The following is a 22,495-nucleotide window of genomic DNA, read 5'->3' as shown; positions in this document are numbered from 1 at the left end:
ACCACAGGAGAGAGAGGCAACACCATGATCGACACCACCAACATGAACAGCGTCTTCGGTGCGAAGGTCGTCGACCCGGACGGCGAGAAGGTCGGCACCGTCAAGCAGGTCTACGTCGACCAGCAGGACGGACACCCGCTCTTCGCCAGCGTCAGCACCGGGCTCTTCGGCTCGTCGGAGTCCTTCGTGCCGCTCGAGGGTGCGGAGCTGACCGGCGACGAACTCCGGGTCGCCCACGACAAGGGCCGGATCAAGGACGCACCGCGCGTCGAGGCCGATGCCGAACTCAGTGACGAGGAGCAGGACCGCATCTTCGAGCACTACGGGATCGGCGGCGGACCGACCGGGTCGACCGGCAGCACCGGCAGCACCGGCAGCGCGGGGTCGACCGGGACCGGCGCCGGCGGTGCCAACGGCACGGACCCGGACCTGGTCGCGGGCGCAGCGGGCCAGGACACGAGCGGGACTGCCAGTACGACCGGCACCGCTGGCGCGACCGGCGCGACCGGCGCGACCGGCACCGCCGGCACGACCGGCGCGACCGGCACCGACCCCGACCTCGCCGCCGGTTCCGCATCGACCGCGCCCGCCGGGCACGACACGTCGGGCCCGGACACGGACGACGCCATGACCCGCTCCGAGGAACGCCTGCAGGTCGGGACCGAACGGGTCACCACCGGCCGAGCACGCCTGCGCAAGCACGTCGTCACCGAGCAGCAGAACGTCACGGTCCCGGTGCAGCACGAGGAGCTCCGCATCGAGACCGAGCCCGTCACCGACGCGAACGCCGGTGCAGCCCTGGACGGCCCGGCACTTTCCGACGAGGAGCACGAGGTCACCCTGAACGAGGAGCGCGTGGTCGTCGACAAGGAGACCGTGCCGGTCGAGCGGGTCCGGGTCGGCAAGGAGACCGTCACCGAGCAGCAGCAGGTGTCGGAGGACGTCGCGCACGAGGAGATCGACCTCGACCAGGACGGCGCGACGCGTCGCTGACGCGTTCGGGGACTGATCGCGCGGAGACGATCGGACGGGAGGCGCGGTGCCAGCCGGCACCGCGCCTCCCGTCCGTCGAGGGTCGGGTCCACCGCCCGCTGCAGCCGACCTCAGCCGGTCGCGCCGCGGGCGGGTGCGCCGCGCGCAGCCCGCACGCGACCCGCTCGGACGCGAGCGCGGAACCGTTCGACGGGGACCTCGACGGCGAACGCGGCGCCGATCGACACGATCACCACCGTGCCGACCAGGCCGACCGTGCCCCACGGGCCGATCGCGAAGGTGCCGAGCAGCGCGATCACCAGCGGGTGCCAGAGGTACGCCGAGTACGACACCCGGCGGCCGAACCACGACACCGGCGTCCAGGCCAGGGCGGCCGACACCGGGGAGCGGACCGAGACCAGCCCGCCGATCGCCACCGCTGCGATCAGCCCGGTCAGCGGCAGCACGATGCCGAACGTCGACGCGTGCTGCGTCCAGTCGTCGTCGATCCAGAGCAGCACCCCGACCAGCAGCACGAGACCGAGCCAGGTCGCCACGTGCCCGAGGACCCCGGCGGCCCGCACGCGCACCCGTTCGTCGTCGAGCAGCAGGGCCAGTGCGCAGCCGATCGCGAGCGGCACGACCCCCAGCACGGGCGAGAAGTAGACGTCGGGCGTGGCACCGCCGCTCGGGCTGCGGTAGCTCGCCCACGACGCCGCCGACGCCCCGACGACCAGGATCCCGAGGCCCGTCAGGAGCCAACGACGGCGGACCCGGAGCGCGGCGAGCAGGACCAGGACCGGCGGCCAGACCAGGTAGAACTGCTCCTCCATCGACAGGCTCCACGTGTGCGCGAAGACGCCCTGCGAGGTGTCCCAGAAAACGCGGAACAGGTTGCCCGTGTAGGTCAGGGCGATGATCGCCGCTTCGCCGGACTGCAGTGAAGCGCCCTTGTAGTCACCGACCCAGTTCCAGAGCAGGAGCCCGACGACGACGAACGCGAGCAGCGCCGGGTACAGGCGGAGCAACCGCTTTACCCAGAACGAGCCGAGGCGCACCCGCCCGGTGCGACGCCGTTCGCCGAGCAGCAGCGTCGTGATGAGGAAGCCGGACAGCACGAAGAACACCGTCACGCCGATGAAGCCGCCCTCGAACTGCGGCACGTGCAGGTGGTACAGGACGACGACCAGGATGGCGAGGGTCCGGAGTCCGTCGAGCGCGGGTGCGCGGTGTGTCAGCGGGGGCGGCGGAGCCTGCGGCGACCCGGCCTCGGAGTGCGCCGGGGTGGCCGCGCGGTGCTGTGGCTGCGCCTGCCTCCGCGCCTGGGTCAGCGTGGTCGTCGCCATGGTCCCTCCCCGCGCTGCTCGGTTCCCTGTCGCCGACCAGGGTCCTCTTCGCGGGTAAGAGGAGTCTCAACGAGCGGGGTGCACCAGGCCGGTCCCACGGTCCGGGCCACGCGTCGGCGCCAGCCCCGCGCACGACGCGCCGGCCGGGAGGCTCGTGGCCGGCCCGCACCGCGCCTCCAGGCCGTCGCGTCCCGCGTCCACCGCACGCCCTTCGTGTGCAGGAACGGTCGGGTCCGACGTGCGGACCCGACCGTTCCTGCTCACCAAGCGAGCGTGCGAGCGACCCCGGCGGCTACTCGGCCTTCTGCAGCTGCCAGGGGTCCGGCTCGCGGTCGCCGTTCGGGCGCACCGGGCGCACGTCGCCGACGATCGGGATCGAGCGCTTCCGCATGAACCACACGTAGCGGACGAAGAAGTGCGTCAGGGTCGACATCCGGTTGCCGGCGCCGAGCAGGCTCGTGATGTGCACGAACACCCAGGCGAGCCAGGCGACCGGGCCGACCATCGTGATCCCGCCGCGCAGCTGGGCGACCGCGGCGTTCGTGCCGATCGTCGCCATCGTGCCCTTGTCGAAGTACTTGAAGCGCTCGGTGGCCTTGCCCTCGAGCAGGCGCACTATCTGACGAGCCGAGTGCCGTCCGCCCTGCAGCGCGGGCTGGGCGAGCTGGGCGAGGGCGTCGTCCTGCGCCGCGATGTCGCCGGCGGAGAAGATCCGCTCGGCGCCCTTCACGCTCAGGTCGTCGTTCACCTGGATGCGGCCACCGTGGGTCTGCGGCAGGCCCCAGCCGGAGACCTCCTTGTGGGCGGCGACACCGGTCGCCCAGATCACCTGCGACGCGGGGATGAACTCGCCGTCCGCGGTCATCACGCCGTCGCGCTTGACCTCGGAGACGCCGGTGTTCAGCCGCAGCACGACACCGCGCTTGCGCAGCACCTTGGCGGCGTAGCGGCGCAGACGCGGGGCGAACGGCTTGAGCAGCTCGCCGCTGCGGTGCACGAGGGTGATCGAGATGTTGCCGCGTTCGATCTCCGGGTACGCACCGACGAGCGCCTGGTCGCGGAGCTCGGCGAGCGCGCCGGCCATCTCGACGCCGGTCGCACCGCCACCGACGATCACGATGCGGATCTCGTCGGGGCCCTGGTTGGCCGCCGCTTCTTCCAGCCGGGTGAACAGCTCGTCGCGGATGCGGAGTGCCTGCGAGCGGGAGTACATCGAGTACGCGTACTCGTACGCACCGGGCGTGCCGAAGTAGCTCGTGTTCACGCCGTTGGCGAGGATCAGGTAGTCGTAGTGCAGGTGCTCGCCGTCGGACATCTCGGCGATGCGCTCGTCGGTACGGATGCCGGTCAGCAGGCCGTGACGGAACTCGGCGTTCGACTGGCGGGCCCGGAGCGAGCGCAGGAAGTACGTCACGTCGCCGGCGTTCAGGCCGCCCGTCGCCACCTGGTACATCAGGGGCTGGAACATGTTGTAGACGTGGCGGTCGACCAGGGTCACCCGGACCGGCGCGTCGGCGAGCTCGCGCATGGCGGCCACACCGGCGAATCCACCGCCGACGATGACGACGTGCGGGCGGGTGTCCTGGGTCATGCTTGCTCCGGTGTTCCTCGGGTGCGGATGGTCACCATCGAGGGTACGCGCGGTTTGCCGGGGCGCATGACGGGTGGGGCCGGGAGGCCCGTGGTGCGTCCGTCAGGCGTCGAACCGCCCGTAGGTGTTCAGCACGTTCCCCTTGCTCGTCACGGTGCTGTCGACCAGACGCAGCCGCGTGGGCGGGTCGGTCGGTTCGAACAGTCGCCGGCCACGGCCGGCGATCGCCGGGTGGATCATGAGCTGCAGTTCGTCGAGGACCCCGGCGAACAGCAGGCTGCGGACGAGCGTGACACTGCCGCACACGGCGATGTCTGCCCCTTCGCGCTGCTGCAGTTCGCGGACGAACGCGGGGACGTCGCCCGGGATCCGCGTGCTGTTCTGCCAGGTCAGGTCGTCGCCGAGCGTGGTGGAGGCCACGTGCTTCTCGATCGGGTTGATCCACTGCCCGAAGGGGTCGTCGGCGTGGGCGGGCCACCACTCGGACCACTCCAGGTAGCTGTTCCGGCCGAGCAGCACGGTGTCGGTCCGGGCCATCCAGGCGCCCATCGCCGCACCGAGCTCGTCGTCGAAGCTGTCGTACTGGAACTCGTAGGGGTCCTGCACGACGCCGTCGACCGACGTGAACAGACCGGCAGTGGTCTTCCGCATGGGACGGATCGTACCCGCTGGTCAGCTGCCGGTGCCGTCGGTGCTGCTGCTGCCGTCGCTCGTGCCGTCGCTGGTGCTCCCGTCGCTGCTGCCGGAGCCGTACCCGGGGGCCTGCCCGGTGCCGTTGCCCGGGAACCCGTTCGTGCCGGGCACCTGCGTGGTCGACTGCGTCCGGTCCGCACCGATCGCGTGGCCGATGGCGAAGCCGACGCCTCCGCCGACGAGCAGTGCGGCGAGCCCGACGATCGCGGCGAGGAGCGGCCAGAACCACGGGGGCTTCGGGCCTGCGCTGCGGCGGTTGGTCGGGCTCACGGCGCCGGCTGCGGCTCCGTACCAGGGGGTGGTGCCGTTCGGGGCGGTGGAGTCCCAGGCGCCCGGGGTCGTGGCGCCGGCGTCCGCGCGGTACGGCTGCTGCTGCTGCTGCTGCTGTTGCGGCGCGGGGGCGTCGAGCGTGGAGGTCGACGTCGGGGTCGGGGCGGCGCCCCAGCCGGTCGGAGTCGTCGCCCGGTTCGCCGGGTCGGAGCCGTCCGGTTCGTGGCCGTTGGTGGGAGTGGTGTCGCTCATGCCAGGAGTGCACACGGCCCGGCTGTGTGCAGCCGATGACGAGGCTGACCCGGTGCTGCGAACCGCCGCGTAGCCTCAGCTCGTGCGCGCTGCTGTGGAGACCGTCCGGATCGACGGGTTGCCCGTGCGCCTGCACGCGATGGCGTCGCGGCAACCGGTCCGCGACGACACCGACTCCACCGTCGTGTTCGTCCACGGCATCGGGATGTCCCACCGGTCCTTCGCCCGGTCGCAGCGCGCCGTCGCCGCCGAGCACCGCACGATCAGCGTCGACCTGCCGGGGTTCGGCTGGCTGCCCGCCGCCGGTCGGCGGCTGTCGATCGAGGAGCTCGGCGACGTCGTCGTGCGGGCCGTCCGTCACCTGGTCGACGGCGACCTGGTGCTCGTCGGGCAGTCGATGGGTGCCCAGGTCGTGGTCGAGTCCGCTCGGCGTCACCCGGAGACCGTCCCGGCGATCGTGCTCGTCGGTCCGGTGATCGACTCCGAGCGGCGATCGCTCCCGCTGCAGGCACTCGACCTGGGCCGCGACGGGTTCGTCGAGGGGGTCCGGATGAACGGCGTCCTGGTCACCGATTACCTGCGGAGCATGCGGCAGTACACGCGTGAGCTCGGGCCGATGCTCCGCTACCCGACCGAGCAGACGATCACCGGGGTGACGCAGCCGGTCCTCGTCGTCCGAGGCACCCAGGACCCGATCGCGCGGCACGACTGGTCGGCGCGGGTCGCGGCCGCTGCGCCGAACGGCACCTTCGTGGAACTGGCCGGCCCGCACCACGTGCAGGAACGGCAGCCGGACGCCTTCGCACGCCTCCTCGAGACGTTCCGCAGCGCCGAGCGCCTGGAGGGGCTGCGATGACCCGGCCGGCGACGTCGGGGACGGAGACGGCGCGGACGGCGCGATCCGCGCCTCCAGGCCGTGTCCCGCTGGTGCGACGCGCGTGGTGGGCCGCACTCGACTGGGGGTACGCCGCGAGGTGGCAGGTCCGGAGCCTCGGCCCGACCACCGCGGACGACTACCGGACCGGCACCGGGCAGCCCGTCGTCGTGGTCCCCGGCGTCTACGAGACCTGGCACTTCATGCGGCCGCTGATGGACGCGCTCCACGACCGGGGGCATCCGGTGCACGTGCTGCCCGTCCTGCGGCACAACCTGCGGCCCGTGCCCGACTCGGCGCGCGAGGTGATCGCGACCCTGGAGGAACAGGACCTGCGGAACGTGCTCGTGCTCGCACACAGCAAGGGCGGACTGATCGGCAAGTACGCGATGACGCAGCTCGACCAGCACGAGCGGATCGACCGGATGGTCGCGGTGTCGACGCCCTTCGCGGGCTCGGTCTACGCGCGGCTCGCGCCGGTGCCGCACCTGCGGGCGTTCCGGGCGGCCGACCCGGTGCTGGCGGGGCTCGCGCGGGAACTCGACGCGAACGCGCGGATCACCTCGGTGTACGGAGTGTTCGACACGCTCATCCCCGAGGGCAGTGAGCTCCAGGGGGCGACGAACGTGCGGCTGCCGGTGGGTGGGCACTTCCGGATCCTCGGCGATGCGCGGACGCGGTCGGCGGTACTGGCGGCGGCGGACCCGGCTGGGGGCGGCTCGGGCTCCGGTTCCGGCTCCGGCGGTCTTTCGCGCTGAGCGACACTTCGTGGGAGCGCGACGGCGTGACGTGTCGGTCAGCGCGAAACTGCAGCGGCAGCCGCAGCCGCAGCGGCAGCGGCAGCGGCAGCGGCAGCGGCAGCGGCAGCTCGTCACGCCCCGGGCAGGAACAGGCAGAACGGGTGGCCGTCCGGGTCGAGCAGTACCCGGACGTCGTCCTGCGGCTGGAACGCGGCCTGACGGGCACCGAGCTGCTCCGCGCGCGCGACCGCAGCAGGCAGGTCCTCCACCTGGAAGTCGAGGTGCAGCTGCATGCCCGGGGCGTCCTCGGTGCCGGGCCAGGTCGGGGCGACGTAGGCCGGTTCGTACTGCACGGACAGGCCGGGACCCTCGTCGGGGCGCACGCGGACCCAGGTGGGCCCGTCCTCGTGGACGGTCCACCCGGTCAGGGCGCCGTAGAACCGGCCGAGGGCGACCGGCTCGGGGGACTGCAGGACGGTCGCGGCGAGTGTCGGCATCGAGGCGTCTTCGCTGGTCATGCGGCGCAGCGTACGCGCCGGACGGTCAGGCGGCGGCGAGCGCTGCGGCGGGGAGGGCTGCTCCGGCGGCGGCGTTCGCTCCGGCGGTCTTTCGCGCTGAGCGACACCCCACGCGTGCGCGGCCGCGTGAGGTGTCGGTCAACGCTAAACGGCGGCGGCGTCGGCTTCAGCGCGGGCGTCTGCGTCGGCGCGCGCGGGCAGCGACGCTCGCGCGCTCGACGATCCGGTGCGGCACGACGACGGTCTCCGGCGCGGCACTGCGGTCCGCGATCCGCCGGGTCAGCAGGTCGAGTGCCGCCGTCGCGAAGGCCCGACGGTCGAACGACACCGTGCTGAGCGACGGGATCGCGTACGCGGCCGCGTCGACGTCGTCGAACCCGATGACACTGACCTGCTCGGGCACCCGGACGCCGCGGGCGGCCAGTACGTGCAGCACCCCGAACGCGATCGAGTCGGTGAAGGCGAAGACGGCGTCGGGCAGGGGGTGCTCGTCGAGCCAGGCCGCGAAGGTCGTCGCCGCGGAACTCGTGGTCCACGACGGCAGCGGGACTCGGAGCGACGGGTCGGGCGTGATCCCGGCGGCGGCGAGCGCGGCGGTGTAGCCGCGTTCGCGGAGCTCGCTGGTCGCCGTCGCGGCACCATCGGGCGACGCCCCGACGATCGCGATGCGCCGGTGCCCACGGGCGATGAGGTGTTCGGTGACCTGCTCGGCCGCCGCACGGCTGTCGACGTGCACCTGATCGACGTGTTCGGGCTCGACCTCGCCGATGACGACCGTGGGTGGCAGCCCCTCGGTCGAAGCCAGGACGCTCGCGCTGAGCGACACCGGGTTGAGGATCAGCCCGTCCACCAGGTGCGCCCGGGCACGGGAGACCAGTTCGCGTTCGCGGGCCGGGTCGTTGCCGGTCTGCTCGAGCTGCACGACCCAGCCGCGTTCGCGGGCGAGTTCCACGAAGGACTGCGCGAGCTCGGCGGAGTAGGCGCTGCCCATCTCCGGCAGCGTCAACGCGATGGCTCCGGAGCGGCCGTTCCGGAGCCCGCGGGCGGACAGGTTCGGCACGTAGTCGAGCTCGGCGACCGCCCGCTCGACGCGTTCGCGGGTCTCCGGGCGCACGACCACGCCGCCGTTGACGACGTTGGAGACGGTCTTCGGGGACACCCCGGCGAGGGCGGCCACGTCCCGCACGGTTGCGCGCATCGGGACGAGCGTAGCGCGGGGCGGTGCTCAGTCCGTGACCTGAACCGGGACCGTCCTGCCCGTCCGCACCGACTCCTGCGCCGCCAGCACGATCGACAGCGTCCGGAGTCCGACTCCGACGTCCGGCTGCGGCTGCTCCCCGGACCGCGCCGCCGCCAGGAACGTCCGGAGCATCGGCAGGTCGTGGTCGGGTCCGTACCGGAGCTCGATCGGACGGCCCCCGACCGCGTCGAGCCCGCGAGCAGCCGCTCCGAAGAAGTCCACCGACACCGTGCCACCGGTCCCGGCGACGTCGAGCGTCAGCCCGCCCCACGCCGGCGATGTGTCCGGTCGGCTCCACGAGCAGTCGATCGCCGCGATCGTGCCGTCGTCGTACGTGATGGTCACCAGGCCCGCGGTCTCGGCGTTCGCGCGGTCCGCGTGCAGCACCCGGTTGGCGACGGCGGTGACGGACACCGGCGCCGCTCCGGTCAGCCCGTCGATCAGGTCGGCGACGTGCACGACGTGGTCGACGAGGGCGCCGCCTCCGCTCGACCGGACGTCGGTGAACCAGTCCCGGGCGAGCGGCAGCATGCCGTTGTTCGCGCCCCGCACCGAGAACACCCTGCCGAGTGCGCCCGAGTCCCGCGTCGCGCGCAGCCGGTCGAACGCCGAGGCGAAGCGCACCGGGAACGCCATCATGAGCAGCACCCCGGCGCGGTCCACCGCATCGCGGATGGCGAGGCCGTCCTGCCACGAGGTCGCGAGCGGCTTCTCGCAGAGCACGTGTGCCCCCGCTGCCACCGCGAGCTCGACGTGCTCGCGGTGCCGGGCGTTCTCGCTCGTGACGATCACCGCGTCCGGACCCCAGGCGAGCAGCTCGTCGACGGAGTCCGCGTACCCGACGCCGAGCGCGCGTGCCAGTTCGGCTCCGCGCAGGTCGCCGAGCTCCGTCCCCGTCGAGGTGCCGTCCGGATCCGTGCCGCGCACCTCGACGTCGGGCATCGCCGCCAGGGCACCGAGGTAGCTGATGGCGTGCGTGTGGGCGAAGGAGAGCACCCCGACCCGGAGCGTCACCGCGACACCTCCACCGGCTGGCCGGACTCGATCGAGGCGATCGCCGCGTTCGCGATCCGCACCGCGGCGACGCCGTCGCCCACTGTCACCCGGGGCGGTGCACCGCCGTCGAACGCGGCGAGGAAGTCGGCGAGCTCCAGCGCGTACGGGTCGTCCGCCGGGTCGACCGTCGGCAGGAAACCGTCCACGGAAGCCGGTGCCGCCAGGTCACTCCGGGTGTCCTCCTCGGCCCGGGACGAGTGCGACAGGCTGCCGAGTGTCCCCGTCACCGAGTACTCGGTCGTGAAGGCGAGGTGCTGCGGCCCCCACAGCCCGGCGACGTGGCTGATCGCGCCCGACTCGTGCGTGAGCAGGACGTGCGCCGCCTCGACCGGCTCCGCGTCGGAACCCGCGCGGACGCTCACCGCCGACACCCGGGTCACCTCGCCCGCCACCCAGCGTGCGATGTCGAGGTCGTGGATCATCTGGTCCATCACGATCCCGCCTGACAGCGCGTGGTCGCCGAACCAGGGGACGTGGGTGGGGAAGGCGCCGGACCGCGAGAACCGCAACACCGCCAGGTCGCCCAGGAGGCCCGTGGTCGCGGCCTCGTGCAGGCGCGCGTACGCGGGGAACCAGCGCACCACCTGGGCCGGGTAGAGCTGCACGCCTGCGTCCGCAGCGCGGGCTGCCAGGTCCGCCGCGTCCGCGTCGGTCCGGGCCAGGGGCTTCTCGGAGACGACGTCCTTGCCGGCCGCGATCGCCGCACGGACGACCTCGGCGTGGGCGTGCGTCGGGACCACCACGTCGACGACGTCGACCACGGCGAGGAGTTCGTCGAGACTGTCGGCGACGGTGATCGTGCTGCCCTCGGCCCGGGCGGTGTCGGTGAACGCGGCGACGAGTTCGTGGGCGCCCTCGCGAGCGTGCACCACCACGTCGCCCAGGCGGAGCAGCCCGGGCAGGTGGGCGACGGAGATGCCGCCCGCGCCGACGAGCCCGATGCGTTGGCGGGCCAAGGACTCGGACTGCGACGTCATGGGGTCAGCGTAGGAGATGCGGTGGGACGACGGGCAAGGTCAGCCGAGCCAGCCAGGGGCGGCGAAGAGCTCCTCGAGCTCGCGCAGCAGCCGGGTCGTGTGGAAGCCGTCGGCAGCCGCGTGGTCGACGTGCAACGCCAGCGGCAGCAGCGTCCGGTCACCAGCGGTCCGGTACCCGCCGAGCGTGATGATCGGCAGCAGGTGGTCCCAGCCGTCGCGCACCTGCAACGAGAAGCCGGTGAACGACGCTCCCGGCAGGGTCGAGACGTCGAACACGTTGCTGGGCCGGTCGTCCTGCGGGAACATCCGGGTGTCGTCGCGGTGCTCCGCCATCGTCGACACCGCAGCGTCGTGGAAGGTGTCGAAGTCGTCGTCGTACGGCACGACGAGGGCGGAGAACGTCTCGGTGTCCGGGTGGAACACGGTGAACATCGGGTGGACACGGTCCCACACGGCGGGGGAGCCGTCGTCCAGCAGCTGCATCCGGAACTCGTCGTGCCGGTTCACCACGGTCGCGATGGCCCAGAGCTGCGACGCGTAGGTCCGACGGCCGGTTGCTCGGACGCGCTCGACGAAGGCGGTGACGTCGAGCTCGACGGTCACCTCGTACGCACACGGCACCCGGTGCCGGTAGTGCTCGAAGTGCTCCCGGCGGGGCCACTGGTCGACGTCGATCGCCCGGAGTTCGGTCATGGCTCCACCCTCGTGCGGGATCGCTTCCCTACGGTGGAGCCATGCCGACGCTCGAACGTGTTCCCGCCCTGGTCGCCACCGGATTCCTCGCGATCCCCGTCGCCGAAGCCCTCGTCGCGTTGCCGACCGAGGTCGTCATGAAGATCGAGGGGGCTCCGATCGACGCCGACCTGGCCGACACCGCCGCGTTCTCGGAGGCGTACGGCTACCCGCTGGCCGGCGGCGCGAACTGCATCGTGGTCGCAGGGAAGCGCGGCGACGAGGTCCGCTACGCCGCCTGCGTCGTCCTCGCATCGACCAAGCTCGACGTCAACCGCGTCGTGAAGCAGCTGCTCGACGTCCGCAAGGCGAGCTTCGCCCCGATGGACGAAGCGGTCGAGCTGACCGGCATGGAGTACGGCGGCATCACCCCGATCGGACTGCCGTCGTCGTGGCCGCTCTACATCGACGCGCGCGTCCTCGAGGCACCCGAGGTCGTCATCGGTGCCGGGCGTCGCGCCGCGAAGCTGTTCCTGCCAGGCGCCGCACTCACAGCGCTGCCGAACGTCACCGTGGTCGAGGGTCTGGCGACCGAACCGGTCAGTCCGACGGCCGGATGAGACAGAACGGGTGCCCTGCGGGGTCGAGGTAGACGCGGAACGTCTCCGTGCCCGACCCCGTCGCCGTCGCACCGATCGCGAGCACCGCGGCCTCGCCGTCATCGAGGTCATCGACCTTCACGTCGAGGTGGCTCTGCTGCGGGACCGTCTGCCCCGGCCAGTCCGGCGCCCGGTAGTCGTCGACCTGCTGGAACGCCAGGATCGGACGGTGGTCGGTGAACGGGAGGGCGAGCTCCGCCCAGTCCTCGTCGAAGCCGACGATCTCCCCGCCGAGCAGCTCGGCGTAGAAGCGGGCGAGGGCGCGGGTGTCCGGGCAGTCCAGGACGACGACGTCGAGTGTGCCGATCATGGCCGACACGGTAGACCCATCAGCGCGCGGCGGTCAGGGCCTTCGTGATCCGCTGCAGCGAGACGGTCTCGGCGGTCCCGAGTTCCTGCGCGAACAGGCTGAGCCGGAACTCCTCGAGCATCCACCGCGCGTGCACGAGCTCCGGGTGCGCCCCGACCGCGGGCGGGAAGGCACCGCCGGCATCGGTGTAGCGGTCGGTCGCCACGGTGACCTCGCGCATCCAGGTCGCGTCTCGCCCGGGGTTCTGCAGCAGCTTCTGCACGCGCGCCTCGATGCCCTGCAGGTACACGCGGATGCGGCGCAGCCGGTCGAGCCCCGCGACGGCGACGAACCCGGGGAACACCAGGCGCTCCATCTGCTGCCGCATGTCGCTGAGGGCGGCGAGCAGCGACATCGAGTTCGCCTGCTTGAGTGCCCGTTCGGCGGAGCGCTGCGCCGCCAGGACGGCCGCGACCTCGGACACGGCGGTGAACATCGTGTCGACGACGGTGGCCGAAACGGCATCGCGGACCGACTCGAACTCGGCCTTCGTGAAGACGAGGCCGTCCGGGTGGGTCCGACGGATGCCGGCGTCGACCACGGCGGCCAGGACGTCGTCGAACAGCGCGGCGGTCGACGGGTAGGGGCTGGCCGCGAGGGCGAGCTTCTCCTGCGCGGTCAGGTGCGACTGGATGTACGACACGGGCGACGGCACCGCGTGCATCACCAGACGACGGACCCCGGCGGGCATCCGGACGACGCGGTCGGACGGGGTGGCGAGCAGCTGCACGCCGACGGTCGCCTTCGGACCGGTGCCTTCCTCGACCAGGGACGGGTACGCGCGGATGACGCCACCCGCCTGCTTGGTGTCGAGGGTCTGCGGCAGGTCCTGGTCGGGCCAGGCGGTGAGTCCGGACTGTTCCAGCGGGCGACCGGCGCCGGCGGATGCGACGCGCGCCGCGCCTCCTGTCCGTCCCGCGCCCTTCGCCGTGGCGGAGGCGACGCTCTGCTGGGTCCGGTCCTTCAGTTTGGTCTGCAGGGCCGACAGGTCCTTGCCGGTCTCGACCCGGCGACCACGCTCGTCGACCACGGCCCACGTCGGCAGCAGGTGCGCAGGGACGCGGGACAGGTCGAAGTCGGACTCGGAGACCGGGACGTAGGTCATGCGCTGGATCGCCTTGGCGAGGGTGGCGCGGAACGACTCCGTCGGCTCGGTCGGGGCGTCGTCGGGCAGCTCGGCGACGATCTTCTCGGCCCAGTCCGCAGCGGGCACGACGTTCTTGCGGATCTGCTTCGGCAGCGACTTGATGAGCGCGGTGACGAGTTCCTTGCGGAGGCCGCGCACCTGCCAGTCGAAGCCCTCTTCACGCATCCGTGGCAGGAGCGCGAGGGGGACCTGCACGCTGACGCCGTCGTCCTGTGCGCCGGGCTCGAAGCGGTACTGGATGGCGAGACGCTGGTCGCCGCTCCGCCACTGGGTCGGGTACTCGACGTCGTCCTCGGCGGCTTCGGCCGCTGATTCGTCCAGCAGGTCCGACCGGCGCATCGTGAGCAGGTCCGGCTGCTCACGGCGGGTGGTGCGCCACCACCCCTCGAAGTCGCGGGTCGTGGCGACGTCGGTCGGGATGCGGGCGTCGTAGAACTCGTAGACGTTCTCGTCGTCGAGCAGGATGTCCCGGCGGCGGGTGCGTTCCTCGAGCTGCTCGAGTTCCTTGCGGAGCTTCCGGTTGGCGCGGTCGAAGGCCTGCTGCGATTCCCACTCGCCCTCGACCAGGGCGTGCCGGATGAAGAGCTCGCGGGAGTGTTCCGGGTCGATCCGCGAGTACTGCACGCGGCGGCGCTGCACGATCGGGACGCCGAACAGGGTCACGCGCTCGTAGGCGACGACCGCCCCCTGCTTCTTCTCCCAGTGCGGTTCGCCGTAGGTGCGCTTGAGCAGGTCACCGGCGAGCGGCTCCACCCAGGCTGGGTCGATCCGGCCGACGGTCCGGGCGAACAGCCGGCTCGTCTCGACGAGCTCGGCGGCCATCACGGCGTCGGGCTGCTTCTTCGCGAGCACGCTGCCCGGGAACACCACGAACCGGGTGTTCCGGGAGCCGAGGTAGTCGCGCTTCTCGCGGTCCCGCAGCCCGATCTGGCTGAGGAGTCCGGAGAGCAGCGCGCGGTGCACGGCGTCGCCGTCGTCGGAGCGGGACTGCCCGACTCGGACGTCGACCTGCTTCGCGGCACGGGAGAGCTGCCGGTACAGGTCCTGCCACTCGCGGATGCGCAGGTAGTTCAGGAACTCGGCCTTGCACAGTCGGCGGAACGCGCTCGACGAGAGTTCCTCCTGCTGGTCCTCGATGTGGTTCCAGAGGTTCAGCAGGGTCAGGAAGTCGCTCGTCGGGTCGGCGAACCGGGCGTGCAGCTGGTCGGCGTGCGCGCGCTTCTCGAGGGGGCGCTCGCGGGGGTCCTGGATGCTCAGGGCGCTGACGATCGCGATGACCTCACGTCCGACACCCTGCCGTCCGGCCTCGAGCACCATCCGACCGAGCCGGGGGTCGATCGGCAGCCGGGTCAGCTGTCGCCCGGACTTGGTGATGCGGCCGTCCTTGTCGACGGCGCGGAGCTCGCGGAGCAGGTCGAGGCCGTCCTTCACCCCGCGGCTGTCCGGCGGCTGCAGGAACGGGAACGACTCGATGTCCCCGAAGCCGAGCGAGATCATCTGCAGGATCACCGCGGCGAGGTTCGTGCGGAGGATCTCGGGGTCGGTGTACTCGGGGCGTCGGCCGAAGTCGTCTTCGGAGTAGAGCCGGATCGCGATGCCGGCACTCGTGCGGCCCGCTCGACCGGAGCGCTGACTGGCGCTGGCCTGCGAGATCGCCTCGATCGGCAGGCGCTGCACCTTGGCCCGCGGGGAGTACCGCGAGATGCGTGCCGTCCCCGTGTCGATCACGTACTTGATGCCGGGCACGGTCAGAGAGGTCTCGGCGACGTTGGTGGCGAGGACGACACGACGGCGGATGCCCGGGGTGTGCCGGCGCTCGAAGACCCGGTGCTGGTCGGCGGCGGACAGGCGGCCGTACAACGGCAGGACCTCGGTGCCCGGGTAGCGCTTGCCCTCGATCGCGTCCTGCGCGTCGCGGATCTCGTTCTCGCCGGACAGGAACACGAGCACGTCGCCCGGGTCCTCCTGCGCCAGCTCGTCGAGGGCGTCGGTGATGCCCTGCAGGGTGTCGCGGTCGTCGGCTGCGTTGCCGCTGTCACCGGTGCGGGAGTCCGACTCGTCGTCGGCGTCGTCGTCCTGGGCTTCGGCGACGAGGGGGCGGTACCGGATCTCGACCGGGTAGGTGCGGCCGGACACCTCGATGATGGGGGCGTCGTCGAAGTGCTTCGAGAACGACTCCGGGTCGATCGTCGCACTCGTGATGATGAGCTTCAGGTCGGGGCGACGGGGGAGCAGCCGCTTCAGGTAGCCCAGCAGGAAGTCAATCGTCAGGGACCGCTCGTGCGCCTCGTCGATGATGATCGTGTCGTACCGCTTCAGGTCGCGGTCGAAGTGGATCTCGTTCAGCAGGATGCCGTCGGTCATCAGCTTCACGCGGGTCTCGGAGCTCACCTTGTCGGTGAACCGGACCTGGTAGCCGACGAGCCCGCCGAGCTCCCCGCCGCCCAGTTCTTCCGCCACGCGCTCGGCGATGGTCCGCGCCGCGATCCGGCGGGGCTGGGTGTGCCCGATGTGCTCACGACCGAGCTCGAGGCAGATCTTCGGCAGCTGCGTCGTCTTGCCCGAGCCGGTGGCCCCGGCGACGATGACCACCTGGTTGTCACGGATGGCAGCCGCGATGTCGTCCCGCAGCTGCGAGACCGGCAGTTCGGGCGGGTACGTGATGACGGGCAGCGGAGAAGACATGAGCATTCCAGGATACAGGCGCGCCGGGCGGGAGGGGGCGTCAGGCGATCTGCTGGGCCAGGGCGTCCGCCGACCGTGTCGGCAGTTCGCACACCCGGTCGTGGCAGACGTACGCGGCAGGGTCGAGCACGTCGCGTCCCTCGAACACCGAGAACCCCGCCTCGGCCCAGTCGCGTGCCTGCTCCGGCGTGGTGGTGGCGACGACCGTGCCGGGGCGCCGAGCACGGTGTGCCACGGCCCGCATCGGATCGTCGGTGCCGCTCGTGACGACGACGATCTCGCGCGACGGCCGTTGCAGGGCGAGGGCGACACCGAGGGCATCCGCGTGACCGAGGGGTCGCTCGGTCCCGGTGCGGGCGCGGTCGGCGACGAGTCGTGCCGCGGCACTCCGCAGTGCCTCGTCGCCCGTCAGTGCACCGAGTGTCGCGGCGGCCGATGCCAGTGCCACGGTGCCGGACCGCATCGCCGTCTGCGGCTGTTCACCCGTGGCGGTCCCTGCAGAGGCCAGCACCGGGTCGACGTCGAAGCGCTCGGCCAGGCCGTCGTCGACGAGCGAGCGTGCGGCGGTCGCGTAGGAGACCTCGCCCGTCACCAGGGCCAGTTCGAGCAGCCCTTCGGCGAGCAGGCCGACGTCCTCCACGGTGGCCGGTGCGGAGGACACCCCGCGCGGTGTGCTGGACCGCACCGTCACGTGGCCGTCCTGCACGTGGGCGGCGAGGACCGCGTCGGCCGCGCCCCGCGCGAGCGCGACGAGTTCCGGATCGCCGTGCCTCGCGCCGGCGATCGCGAGCCCCCGGATCGCCAGGCCGTTCCAGCCCGTGAGCACCTGGTCGTCCAGCGGTGGCGGGTCGAGCTGGGCGCGCTCGGCGATCGGCCGGCGGTACCACTCGCCCTCGACCCGACGGCCGTCGATGGTCGACTCGCTGTCCTGCGCGGCGACGAACGCCCCGTCGGCACGGCGCAGGGTGTCCCGGAGGAAGTCGGCGATGCCGCGGGCCTGCTCGGCCCCCGCGACCGCGAGCAGCCCCGCGTTGTCGTAGAGCATCCGTTCGTAGTGCGGCACGCTCCAGTCGCGTTTGGTGGCGTACCGGAAGACGCCGCCGTCGGCGTCGGTCAGCTCGGACGCGCGGATCGCGTGCAACGACCTCTCGAGCAGCCCGTCGGCTTCGGCGTCGCCGTCGGCCGCCGCGTCGGCGAGGAACTCGAGCAACGGCGTACTCGGGAACTTGGGCGCGCCGCCGAAACCGCCGTAGGTGGTGTCCTCAGCCTGCGACAGCTGGCTCGTGACGGCCCGGATGGCGTCGACGGACGGGAGGCCCGGGTCGGCTCCGGCACCGCCCTCACCCGAGCGGGTGGCTGCGTCCGCCACGGCGCCCTGCCGGATCGCCGTCGCGATGGCCGAGGCGTTCGCGTCGACCTCGTGCCGACGCTCGGTCCAGGCGTCGAGCACCGCGGCCAGGATCTGCCGGAACGCCGGGACCTGCCCGACGGGAGTGGGTGGGAAGTACGTTCCCGCGAAGAAGACGTGGCCGTCGGGCGTCAGGAACGTCGTCAGCGGCCAGCCGAGCTGTTGCGTGAACACACTCGCCGACGCCATCAGGCTCGCGTCGACGTCCGGCCGTTCTTCGCGGTCGACCTTCACCGACACGAAGTCCCGCCGGAGCAGCTCGCCGATCTCCGGGTCGTCGAAGCTCTCGCGCGCCATGACGTGGCACCAGTGGCACGTGGCGTACCCGACGGACACCAGCACCGGGACCCCGCGCTCGCGCGCTTCGGCGAACGCCTCGGGACCCCACTCGCGCCAGTCCACCGGGTTGTCGGCGTGCAGACGCAGGTAGGGGCTGACCGAGGTGCCGAGGCGGTTGTCGTTCATGGCTCCAGCGTGCCCGCCCGCGACTGGGCGGACCACCGCCCGGGGACATCTGTGGACGGGACGCCCGCTCTGCACAGGCCGTGCGGGGAGATCATCGCTCGAGCCACCCCGTGATCGACGCGAGCCGTGCGGCCACCTGGGCGGGGCTGTGGCCGTCGGTGTCCACCCGGGTGACCGTGTCCGCGGTGGCCGAGTCGAGCCTCCCGGCCGTCCGCGTGCTGTGCGCGAGCTGCGCCCGCGGGACCGCACCACCCGCTCGTCGTGCGAGCCGGTCGGCGGTCGTGTCGTCGGATGCGCGGAGCAGGACGACGCGCACCAGCGGATCGTCGCCCATCGCCGCAGCGAGGCGCTCGTGCTCGAGCACGGACACGGTGTTCGTGAAGACGAGCCGGTGGTGACCGATCGCCCGGTAGCCGGCCCAGATCGTGGCCAGGTTCCGCTCGGCCAGGCGCGCCTCGGGGTGTTCGACGTGCGGTGCCGGGTGCGCGAGGTCGAGCACGTCGCCCTCGATCACCGCGTGCCGGACGTCCGCCGCGACGAGCAGGTCGTGCAGTGCCTCGGCCGCCGTGGACTTGCCCACGCCGGAACGTCCGCCGATGAACAGGACCTCGGACCGGGGCACCGCGTCAGCCCAGGTTGAGGGAGAGGAGCGCGAGTGCGGCGTCCTCGGGGCCGTAGTCGAACATGTGCTCCCAGAACGGGTCGTCGGCCCACGGGACGTCGCCGTCGGCATGGGTGGCGTGGGCGGTCTCGACCAGCCATGCCAGCTCCGGGGCGACAGCGGCCTGGAACTCCGGCGGTTCCCAACCCAGGGCGCGTGCCGCCGTGGTGTCGAGGACGAACGGCGACGGCGACGACCAGGGCGTGCCGCCCACGAAGGCGGGCGCGTCCTCGTCGAGCAGGACCTCGTCGAACCGGTGGTCCAGGTGTCCGGCGATCGTGCGGACGATCTCGAGCACGGTCGGGGCAGAGGCGTCCGCGACGTTGAGGATCCGGCGGTCCGGTGCGTCCGCCACGAGTCGGACGAGCGAACCGATGCCGCTCGCCGCCGTCGTGTGGTCGATGCCGCGGCCGTGGTCGGCGAGCAGGAGGCGCTCCCGGCCGTCGAGCACACGGCGGACGACGAACCACTCCCGCGGGCGGCCGATGCCGACGCCGTACACCTTCGACGGGCGGAGCACCGTGACCGGGGCGCCGTGGTCCAGCAGGACCTGTTCGGCCGCCACCTTCGCGGCGCCGTACCCGTCACGACTCGTCGGGTCGCCGTCCCCGGCGGCCACGGTGGGCTGGATCTCGGTGACCGCGCCGCCGAACACCGGCTTGTCGAGCGAGTTCGCGTGCCGGCCCTGCTCGTCCGCGTAGACGGCCTTGGACGAGACGAAGACCGTCGAGCCGACGTCGTCGAGGAACGGCAGGAGCTGCTGGGCGTCGTCGCGCGTCACACCGACGGTGTCGACGAGCAGGTCGGCTCCGGGGCGGAGCAGGTCACGCAGGACGGACCGATCGCGGCGGTCACCGGGCGTGAACGTGGCGCCGGCTGCGGTCAGGGCATCCGCTGCGGGACCGCCTCGGTGTGCGAGCACGTCGACCTGCCAGTCGTCCCCGCCCCGGCCCGAGGCGTCGAGGAGCTCTCGTGCGACGGCCGAGCCGATGCCGCCGGTGCCGCCGAGGATGACCGCGCGTCTGGTGCTCATGGTGCAACGGTAGTGCGGCGGGGCGCGGCCGTCGTTCCGCGATCGGTTCCGTCAGGAGGCGAGCTGCTCGTGGCGCCACCAGTCGGCGAGCGAACCGTCGTAGACCTTCACCCGGTCGTGCCCGAGCACCGTCAGGGCGAGGGCGTCGACGCACGCGGCGCTGCCCACCCCGCAGTACGTGACGATCTCGTCGGCACCGATCACCGCGGCGAAGGCCCGCTCGAGCTCGGCACCGCGCAGGTACGCGTTCGTCTCGGGGTCCACCAGGGTGTCCGCCGTGATCGGGGTGCTGCCCGGCACGATCGGCGGGTGGTCGTCACCGAGGGCGGCCCAAGGCGCGGCGAACACCAGGGACGCCGGCTCTTCGCCGGAGACCGCTCGGGTGACGCGGTCGTGGTCGGCCCAGAGTGCACGTTCTTCGCCGGCCAGGAACGCTCCGGCGTCGGGGTCAGACGGCGCCGCGGGCGTGCGGAGTGCGCCCACGCGGACGGGGCGGCCCTCGTCGCGCCACTTCGTGAAGCCGCCGTCGAGCACCGCGACCGAGTCGAAGCCGAACGAACGGAAGATCCACCACAGGCGTGCCGACCACTCGCCGACGCTGTCGTCGTAGACCACGACGGTCGAGGTGTTCGTCACGCCGAGCTGTGCCGCGGCGACCTCGAAGCGCTCGGCGCCGGGGCGGGTGAACGGGACGTCGGCGTCGGCGGCGGAGAAGTCGTCGATCAGGTCGGCGAAGCGGGCGCCGGGCACGTGGCCGCGCTGCTCGTGGGAGTCCCGTCCGGGGAGCCAGCTCGTGTCGAACCCGGCCCCGACCGTGTGCACCGAGGCGTCGAGCACGACGAGCTCGTCAGCACCGAGGTGGTCTGCGAGCCACTGCGTCGACACGAGTGGTGAGGTCAGGACGGGGGCCATGTCGCACACCATAATCCGCACCCCTGACGTGGGCCAGGGACGTGGACACACGGCGCAACCGGGGGCGGGGGCGGGGTGGCGGTGCTGACGCGGAACGACGGTGTCGTCGTCGTACGACATCGACATGTCGCACCCGCGCGCGGGCAACTGTCGGCGCGTGCACGGAGCGTCGATGTCGTCGTCGTACGACGTCGACGATGTCGTTCGGCGTCGGCGCCCCCCTGCCACCGCGCCCGCCCCCCACACGCACGACGGCCCGCCCCGGCAGAACCGGAACGGGCCGAAGGCGCGAAGCGAAGCGGAGCAAACCGCCGGGGTCAGTGCGCCGCGGCGGGGATGCTCCCGGTCGTCGCGGACCCGGCACGGGCGAGCCGCTCGACCCGCACCGACTGCCGGTTGATGAGCAGTCCGCCGGCCAGGGCGACGAGCACGAGCACCCCGGCGGAGATCCCGAAGGCCACGTGGTACCCGTCGAGCGTGGCCTGTGCCTGCTGCAGCTTGGTCGGGGCGGCGGTCAGCCCGGACAGGCTGTTCGACACCACGTCGGCGAAGATCGTCGACAGCAGCGCCGTACCGATCGAGCCACCGATCTGCTGCATGGTGTTGACCGTCGCCGAGGCCACACCGGCGTCGGCCCGGGCGACCCCGGTCGTCGCGGTGTTCATCGCGGACGAGAAGATCGTGCCCATGCCGAGACCGATCACGATCAGCGCCGGCAGGACGGTGCCCGCGTAGGAGCTGTCCAGGTCGGTGCGGAGCAGCAGGAGGAGCCCGGTCGCGGCGACCAGGCCACCGGCGAAGATGAGCACCTTCGGCCCGACGCGCGGCAGCAGGCGGCCACCGATCTGCGTCGCCGAGATCATGATCGACAGCGGCATCGGCAGGAAGGCGAGACCGGTCTGCAGCGAGCTGAAGCCGAGGGTCTGCTCCAGGTAGTAGGTCAGGAACAGGAAGATGCCGAACATGCCGATCGCGACCAGGCCGATCGCGATGAACGAGCCGCCGCGGTCTCGGTCGAGCACGACGCGCAAGGGCAGCAGCGGGTGGGCGACGCGGGTCTCGATGAACACGAACGCGGCGATCAGCACGACGCCGCCGGCGAGCATGGCGATCGTGACGGGGGAGTCCCAGCCGTTCGTCTCGGCGTTCGAGAAGCCGTAGACGACGCCGACCAGCCCGAGCGTGATGGTGATGACCCCGAGGACGTCGATGCGCGGACGCTCGACCTTCGGCGGCTTCTCCATGAAGACGAGGGCGCCGATCACGCCGAGCACGGCGAAGACGACGTTGACGTAGAGGCACCAGCGCCACGAGGCGTACTCGGTCAGCACGCCGCCGAGCAGCAGGCCGATGGCCGCACCCGAGCCGGCGATGGACCCGAAGATGCCGAACGCACGACCGCGTTCCTTGGGGTCGCGGAACGTGGTCGTCAGCATGCCGAGTGCGGACGGGGCGAGCAGCGCGCCGAAGACGCCCTGCAGCGCGCGGGCCGCGACGAGCAGGCCGAACGAGTCGGCGAGGCCACCCAGCACCGACGCCACGGCGAAGCCGACGAGCCCGATGATGAAGGTGTTCTTGCGGCCGAACAGGTCGCCGAGACGACCGCCGAGCAGCAGCAGCGAACCGAACGCCAGCGAGTACGCGGTGACGATCCACTGCCGCTGGTCGGTGCCGAAGTTCAGGTCGGCCTGGGCCGAGGGCAGGGCGATGTTCACGATGGTCGCGTCGAGCACGACCATCAGCTGTGCGAGGGCGATGACCGCCAGGGCGATCCAGCGGTGGTTGCTCTTGGCGGGGGTGGTGCCCGGAGTCGTGGGTGCTGTCCCGGTGGGGGTCGGCACGGTGTGTTCTGCCGTCACGGCAGCCTCCTTCGAGAAGGTTGGAGGGTGGGGTGGAGGTGCGCGCCGTCGGGCACTCCGGAGATGTGGTGGTGACGAACCGGATGCGAGGCATCCGTTTGTGGTCAGTGTAGACC

Annotated in this window: 20 protein-coding genes; 4 read left to right on the top strand and 16 right to left on the bottom strand. The window is 72.1% G+C overall.

Annotation, left to right across the window (positions count from 1 at the left end; translation table 11 throughout):
- Window positions 1-24 precede the first annotated feature (24 nt).
- Window positions 25-993 carry a DUF2382 domain-containing protein gene (locus DEJ20_RS14765; RefSeq protein ID WP_111236723.1) on the top strand — a complete coding sequence of 323 codons (969 nt, stop codon included), beginning with the start codon at window positions 25-27 and terminating at the stop codon, window positions 991-993.
- A gap of 110 nt (window positions 994-1,103) precedes the next feature.
- Here DEJ20_RS14765 and DEJ20_RS14760 read toward each other — a convergent pair whose 3' ends face one another.
- The 4 genes from DEJ20_RS14760 to DEJ20_RS14745 all read right to left on the bottom strand — a co-directional run bounded on the left by DEJ20_RS14760 (window position 1,104) and on the right by DEJ20_RS14745 (window position 5,124).
- On the bottom strand, window positions 1,104-2,318 hold the full coding sequence (locus tag DEJ20_RS14760) for an acyltransferase family protein (RefSeq protein ID WP_111236722.1): 1,215 nt from the start codon (window positions 2,316-2,318) through the stop codon (window positions 1,104-1,106).
- A gap of 292 nt (window positions 2,319-2,610) precedes the next feature.
- The gene (locus DEJ20_RS14755) at window positions 2,611-3,909 is read right to left on the bottom strand and encodes an NAD(P)/FAD-dependent oxidoreductase (RefSeq protein WP_071406544.1); all 1,299 of its coding nucleotides are present in this window, start codon (window positions 3,907-3,909) and stop codon (window positions 2,611-2,613) included.
- 102 nt (window positions 3,910-4,011) lie between these two features.
- Entirely contained in the window at window positions 4,012-4,560 is a 549-nt protein-coding gene (locus DEJ20_RS14750; RefSeq protein ID WP_111236721.1) for a dihydrofolate reductase family protein, read from the bottom strand.
- Between the two features lie 21 nt (window positions 4,561-4,581).
- The gene (locus tag DEJ20_RS14745; RefSeq protein ID WP_111236720.1) at window positions 4,582-5,124 is read right to left on the bottom strand and encodes a hypothetical protein; all 543 of its coding nucleotides are present in this window, start codon (window positions 5,122-5,124) and stop codon (window positions 4,582-4,584) included.
- 82 nt (window positions 5,125-5,206) lie between these two features.
- Here DEJ20_RS14745 and DEJ20_RS14740 point away from each other — a divergent pair, with 82 nt between their 5' ends.
- Both DEJ20_RS14740 and DEJ20_RS14735 read left to right on the top strand, forming a co-directional pair.
- Window positions 5,207-5,980 carry an alpha/beta fold hydrolase gene (locus DEJ20_RS14740; protein ID WP_146245515.1) on the top strand — a complete coding sequence of 258 codons (774 nt, stop codon included), beginning with the start codon at window positions 5,207-5,209 and terminating at the stop codon, window positions 5,978-5,980.
- A 71-nt stretch (window positions 5,981-6,051) separates the two neighbouring features.
- The gene (locus DEJ20_RS14735; protein WP_111236718.1) at window positions 6,052-6,756 is read left to right on the top strand and encodes an esterase/lipase family protein; all 705 of its coding nucleotides are present in this window, start codon (window positions 6,052-6,054) and stop codon (window positions 6,754-6,756) included.
- 113 nt (window positions 6,757-6,869) lie between these two features.
- On the opposite strand, the gene DEJ20_RS14730 is transcribed toward DEJ20_RS14735, so the two are convergent.
- The 5 genes from DEJ20_RS14730 to DEJ20_RS14710 all read right to left on the bottom strand — a co-directional run bounded on the left by DEJ20_RS14730 (window position 6,870) and on the right by DEJ20_RS14710 (window position 11,222).
- Entirely contained in the window at window positions 6,870-7,256 is a 387-nt protein-coding gene (locus DEJ20_RS14730; protein WP_220035037.1) for a VOC family protein, read from the bottom strand.
- Window positions 7,257-7,422: 166 nt separating this feature from the next.
- On the bottom strand, window positions 7,423-8,454 hold the full coding sequence (locus tag DEJ20_RS14725) for a LacI family DNA-binding transcriptional regulator (RefSeq protein WP_111236717.1): 1,032 nt from the start codon (window positions 8,452-8,454) through the stop codon (window positions 7,423-7,425).
- Between the two features lie 27 nt (window positions 8,455-8,481).
- Entirely contained in the window at window positions 8,482-9,510 is a 1,029-nt protein-coding gene (locus DEJ20_RS14720) for a Gfo/Idh/MocA family protein (RefSeq protein ID WP_111236716.1), read from the bottom strand.
- Window positions 9,507-10,529: a Gfo/Idh/MocA family protein gene (locus DEJ20_RS14715; RefSeq protein ID WP_111236715.1), complete on the bottom strand. Its 1,023-nt coding sequence runs from the start codon at window positions 10,527-10,529 to the stop codon at window positions 9,507-9,509. Before DEJ20_RS14715 ends, DEJ20_RS14720 begins: the two co-directional genes overlap by 4 nt.
- A gap of 39 nt (window positions 10,530-10,568) precedes the next feature.
- Window positions 10,569-11,222 carry a CatA-like O-acetyltransferase gene (locus DEJ20_RS14710; protein WP_111236714.1) on the bottom strand — a complete coding sequence of 218 codons (654 nt, stop codon included), beginning with the start codon at window positions 11,220-11,222 and terminating at the stop codon, window positions 10,569-10,571.
- Between the two features lie 41 nt (window positions 11,223-11,263).
- Here DEJ20_RS14710 and DEJ20_RS14705 point away from each other — a divergent pair, with 41 nt between their 5' ends.
- A complete protein-coding gene (locus tag DEJ20_RS14705) occupies window positions 11,264-11,821 on the top strand; it encodes a YbaK/EbsC family protein (protein WP_111236713.1) in 558 nt (185 codons plus the stop codon).
- Here DEJ20_RS14705 and DEJ20_RS14700 read toward each other — a convergent pair.
- The 7 genes from DEJ20_RS14700 to DEJ20_RS14670 form a co-directional block, all read right to left on the bottom strand.
- Window positions 11,802-12,170, bottom strand: coding sequence for a VOC family protein (locus DEJ20_RS14700; RefSeq protein ID WP_071246991.1), 369 nt, complete (start codon window positions 12,168-12,170; stop codon window positions 11,802-11,804). The genes DEJ20_RS14705 and DEJ20_RS14700 overlap by 20 nt on opposite strands.
- A 19-nt stretch (window positions 12,171-12,189) precedes the next feature.
- A complete protein-coding gene (gene hrpA, locus DEJ20_RS14695) occupies window positions 12,190-16,041 on the bottom strand; it encodes an ATP-dependent RNA helicase HrpA (protein ID WP_111236712.1) in 3,852 nt (1,283 codons plus the stop codon).
- Between the two features lie 40 nt (window positions 16,042-16,081).
- Window positions 16,082-17,914: a thioredoxin domain-containing protein gene (locus DEJ20_RS14690; RefSeq protein ID WP_111236711.1), complete on the bottom strand. Its 1,833-nt coding sequence runs from the start codon at window positions 17,912-17,914 to the stop codon at window positions 16,082-16,084.
- Between the two features lie 91 nt (window positions 17,915-18,005).
- On the bottom strand, window positions 18,006-18,536 hold the full coding sequence (locus DEJ20_RS14685) for an AAA family ATPase (protein WP_111236710.1): 531 nt from the start codon (window positions 18,534-18,536) through the stop codon (window positions 18,006-18,008).
- 4 nt (window positions 18,537-18,540) lie between these two features.
- Complete coding sequence (locus tag DEJ20_RS14680; protein ID WP_111236709.1) at window positions 18,541-19,608, bottom strand: NAD-dependent epimerase/dehydratase family protein; 1,068 nt, start codon at window positions 19,606-19,608, stop codon at window positions 18,541-18,543.
- A 51-nt stretch (window positions 19,609-19,659) separates the two neighbouring features.
- Complete coding sequence (locus DEJ20_RS14675; RefSeq protein ID WP_181431658.1) at window positions 19,660-20,520, bottom strand: sulfurtransferase; 861 nt, start codon at window positions 20,518-20,520, stop codon at window positions 19,660-19,662.
- A 317-nt stretch (window positions 20,521-20,837) separates the two neighbouring features.
- Window positions 20,838-22,379, bottom strand: a complete 1,542-nt coding sequence (locus DEJ20_RS14670; protein ID WP_111236836.1) for an MFS transporter — start codon at window positions 22,377-22,379, stop codon at window positions 20,838-20,840.
- Window positions 22,380-22,495 lie beyond the last annotated feature (116 nt).

The sequence above is a fragment of the Curtobacterium sp. MCSS17_005 genome (assembly GCF_003234225.2).
Lineage (GTDB): Bacteria > Actinomycetota > Actinomycetes > Actinomycetales > Microbacteriaceae > Curtobacterium > Curtobacterium flaccumfaciens.
Note: the sequence above shows the minus strand (reverse complement) of the source record. Positions and strands in the feature narration are given on the sequence as shown.

Coding starts and splice junctions, on each gene's coding strand:
- DEJ20_RS14765 (WP_111236723.1), top strand. CDS start 25: ATGATCGACACCACCAACATGAACAGCGTCTTCGGTGCGAAGGTCGTC.
- DEJ20_RS14760 (WP_111236722.1), bottom strand. CDS start 2,318: ATGGCGACGACCACGCTGACCCAGGCGCGGAGGCAGGCGCAGCCACAG.
- DEJ20_RS14755 (WP_071406544.1), bottom strand. CDS start 3,909: ATGACCCAGGACACCCGCCCGCACGTCGTCATCGTCGGCGGTGGATTC.
- DEJ20_RS14750 (WP_111236721.1), bottom strand. CDS start 4,560: ATGCGGAAGACCACTGCCGGTCTGTTCACGTCGGTCGACGGCGTCGTG.
- DEJ20_RS14745 (WP_111236720.1), bottom strand. CDS start 5,124: ATGAGCGACACCACTCCCACCAACGGCCACGAACCGGACGGCTCCGAC.
- DEJ20_RS14730 (WP_220035037.1), bottom strand. CDS start 7,256: ATGACCAGCGAAGACGCCTCGATGCCGACACTCGCCGCGACCGTCCTG.
- DEJ20_RS14725 (WP_111236717.1), bottom strand. CDS start 8,454: ATGCGCGCAACCGTGCGGGACGTGGCCGCCCTCGCCGGGGTGTCCCCG.
- DEJ20_RS14715 (WP_111236715.1), bottom strand. CDS start 10,529: ATGACGTCGCAGTCCGAGTCCTTGGCCCGCCAACGCATCGGGCTCGTC.
- DEJ20_RS14710 (WP_111236714.1), bottom strand. CDS start 11,222: ATGACCGAACTCCGGGCGATCGACGTCGACCAGTGGCCCCGCCGGGAG.
- DEJ20_RS14705 (WP_111236713.1), top strand. CDS start 11,264: ATGCCGACGCTCGAACGTGTTCCCGCCCTGGTCGCCACCGGATTCCTC.
- DEJ20_RS14700 (WP_071246991.1), bottom strand. CDS start 12,170: ATGATCGGCACACTCGACGTCGTCGTCCTGGACTGCCCGGACACCCGC.
- hrpA (WP_111236712.1), bottom strand. CDS start 16,041: ATGTCTTCTCCGCTGCCCGTCATCACGTACCCGCCCGAACTGCCGGTC.
- DEJ20_RS14690 (WP_111236711.1), bottom strand. CDS start 17,914: ATGAACGACAACCGCCTCGGCACCTCGGTCAGCCCCTACCTGCGTCTG.
- DEJ20_RS14680 (WP_111236709.1), bottom strand. CDS start 19,608: ATGAGCACCAGACGCGCGGTCATCCTCGGCGGCACCGGCGGCATCGGC.
- DEJ20_RS14675 (WP_181431658.1), bottom strand. CDS start 20,520: ATGGCCCCCGTCCTGACCTCACCACTCGTGTCGACGCAGTGGCTCGCA.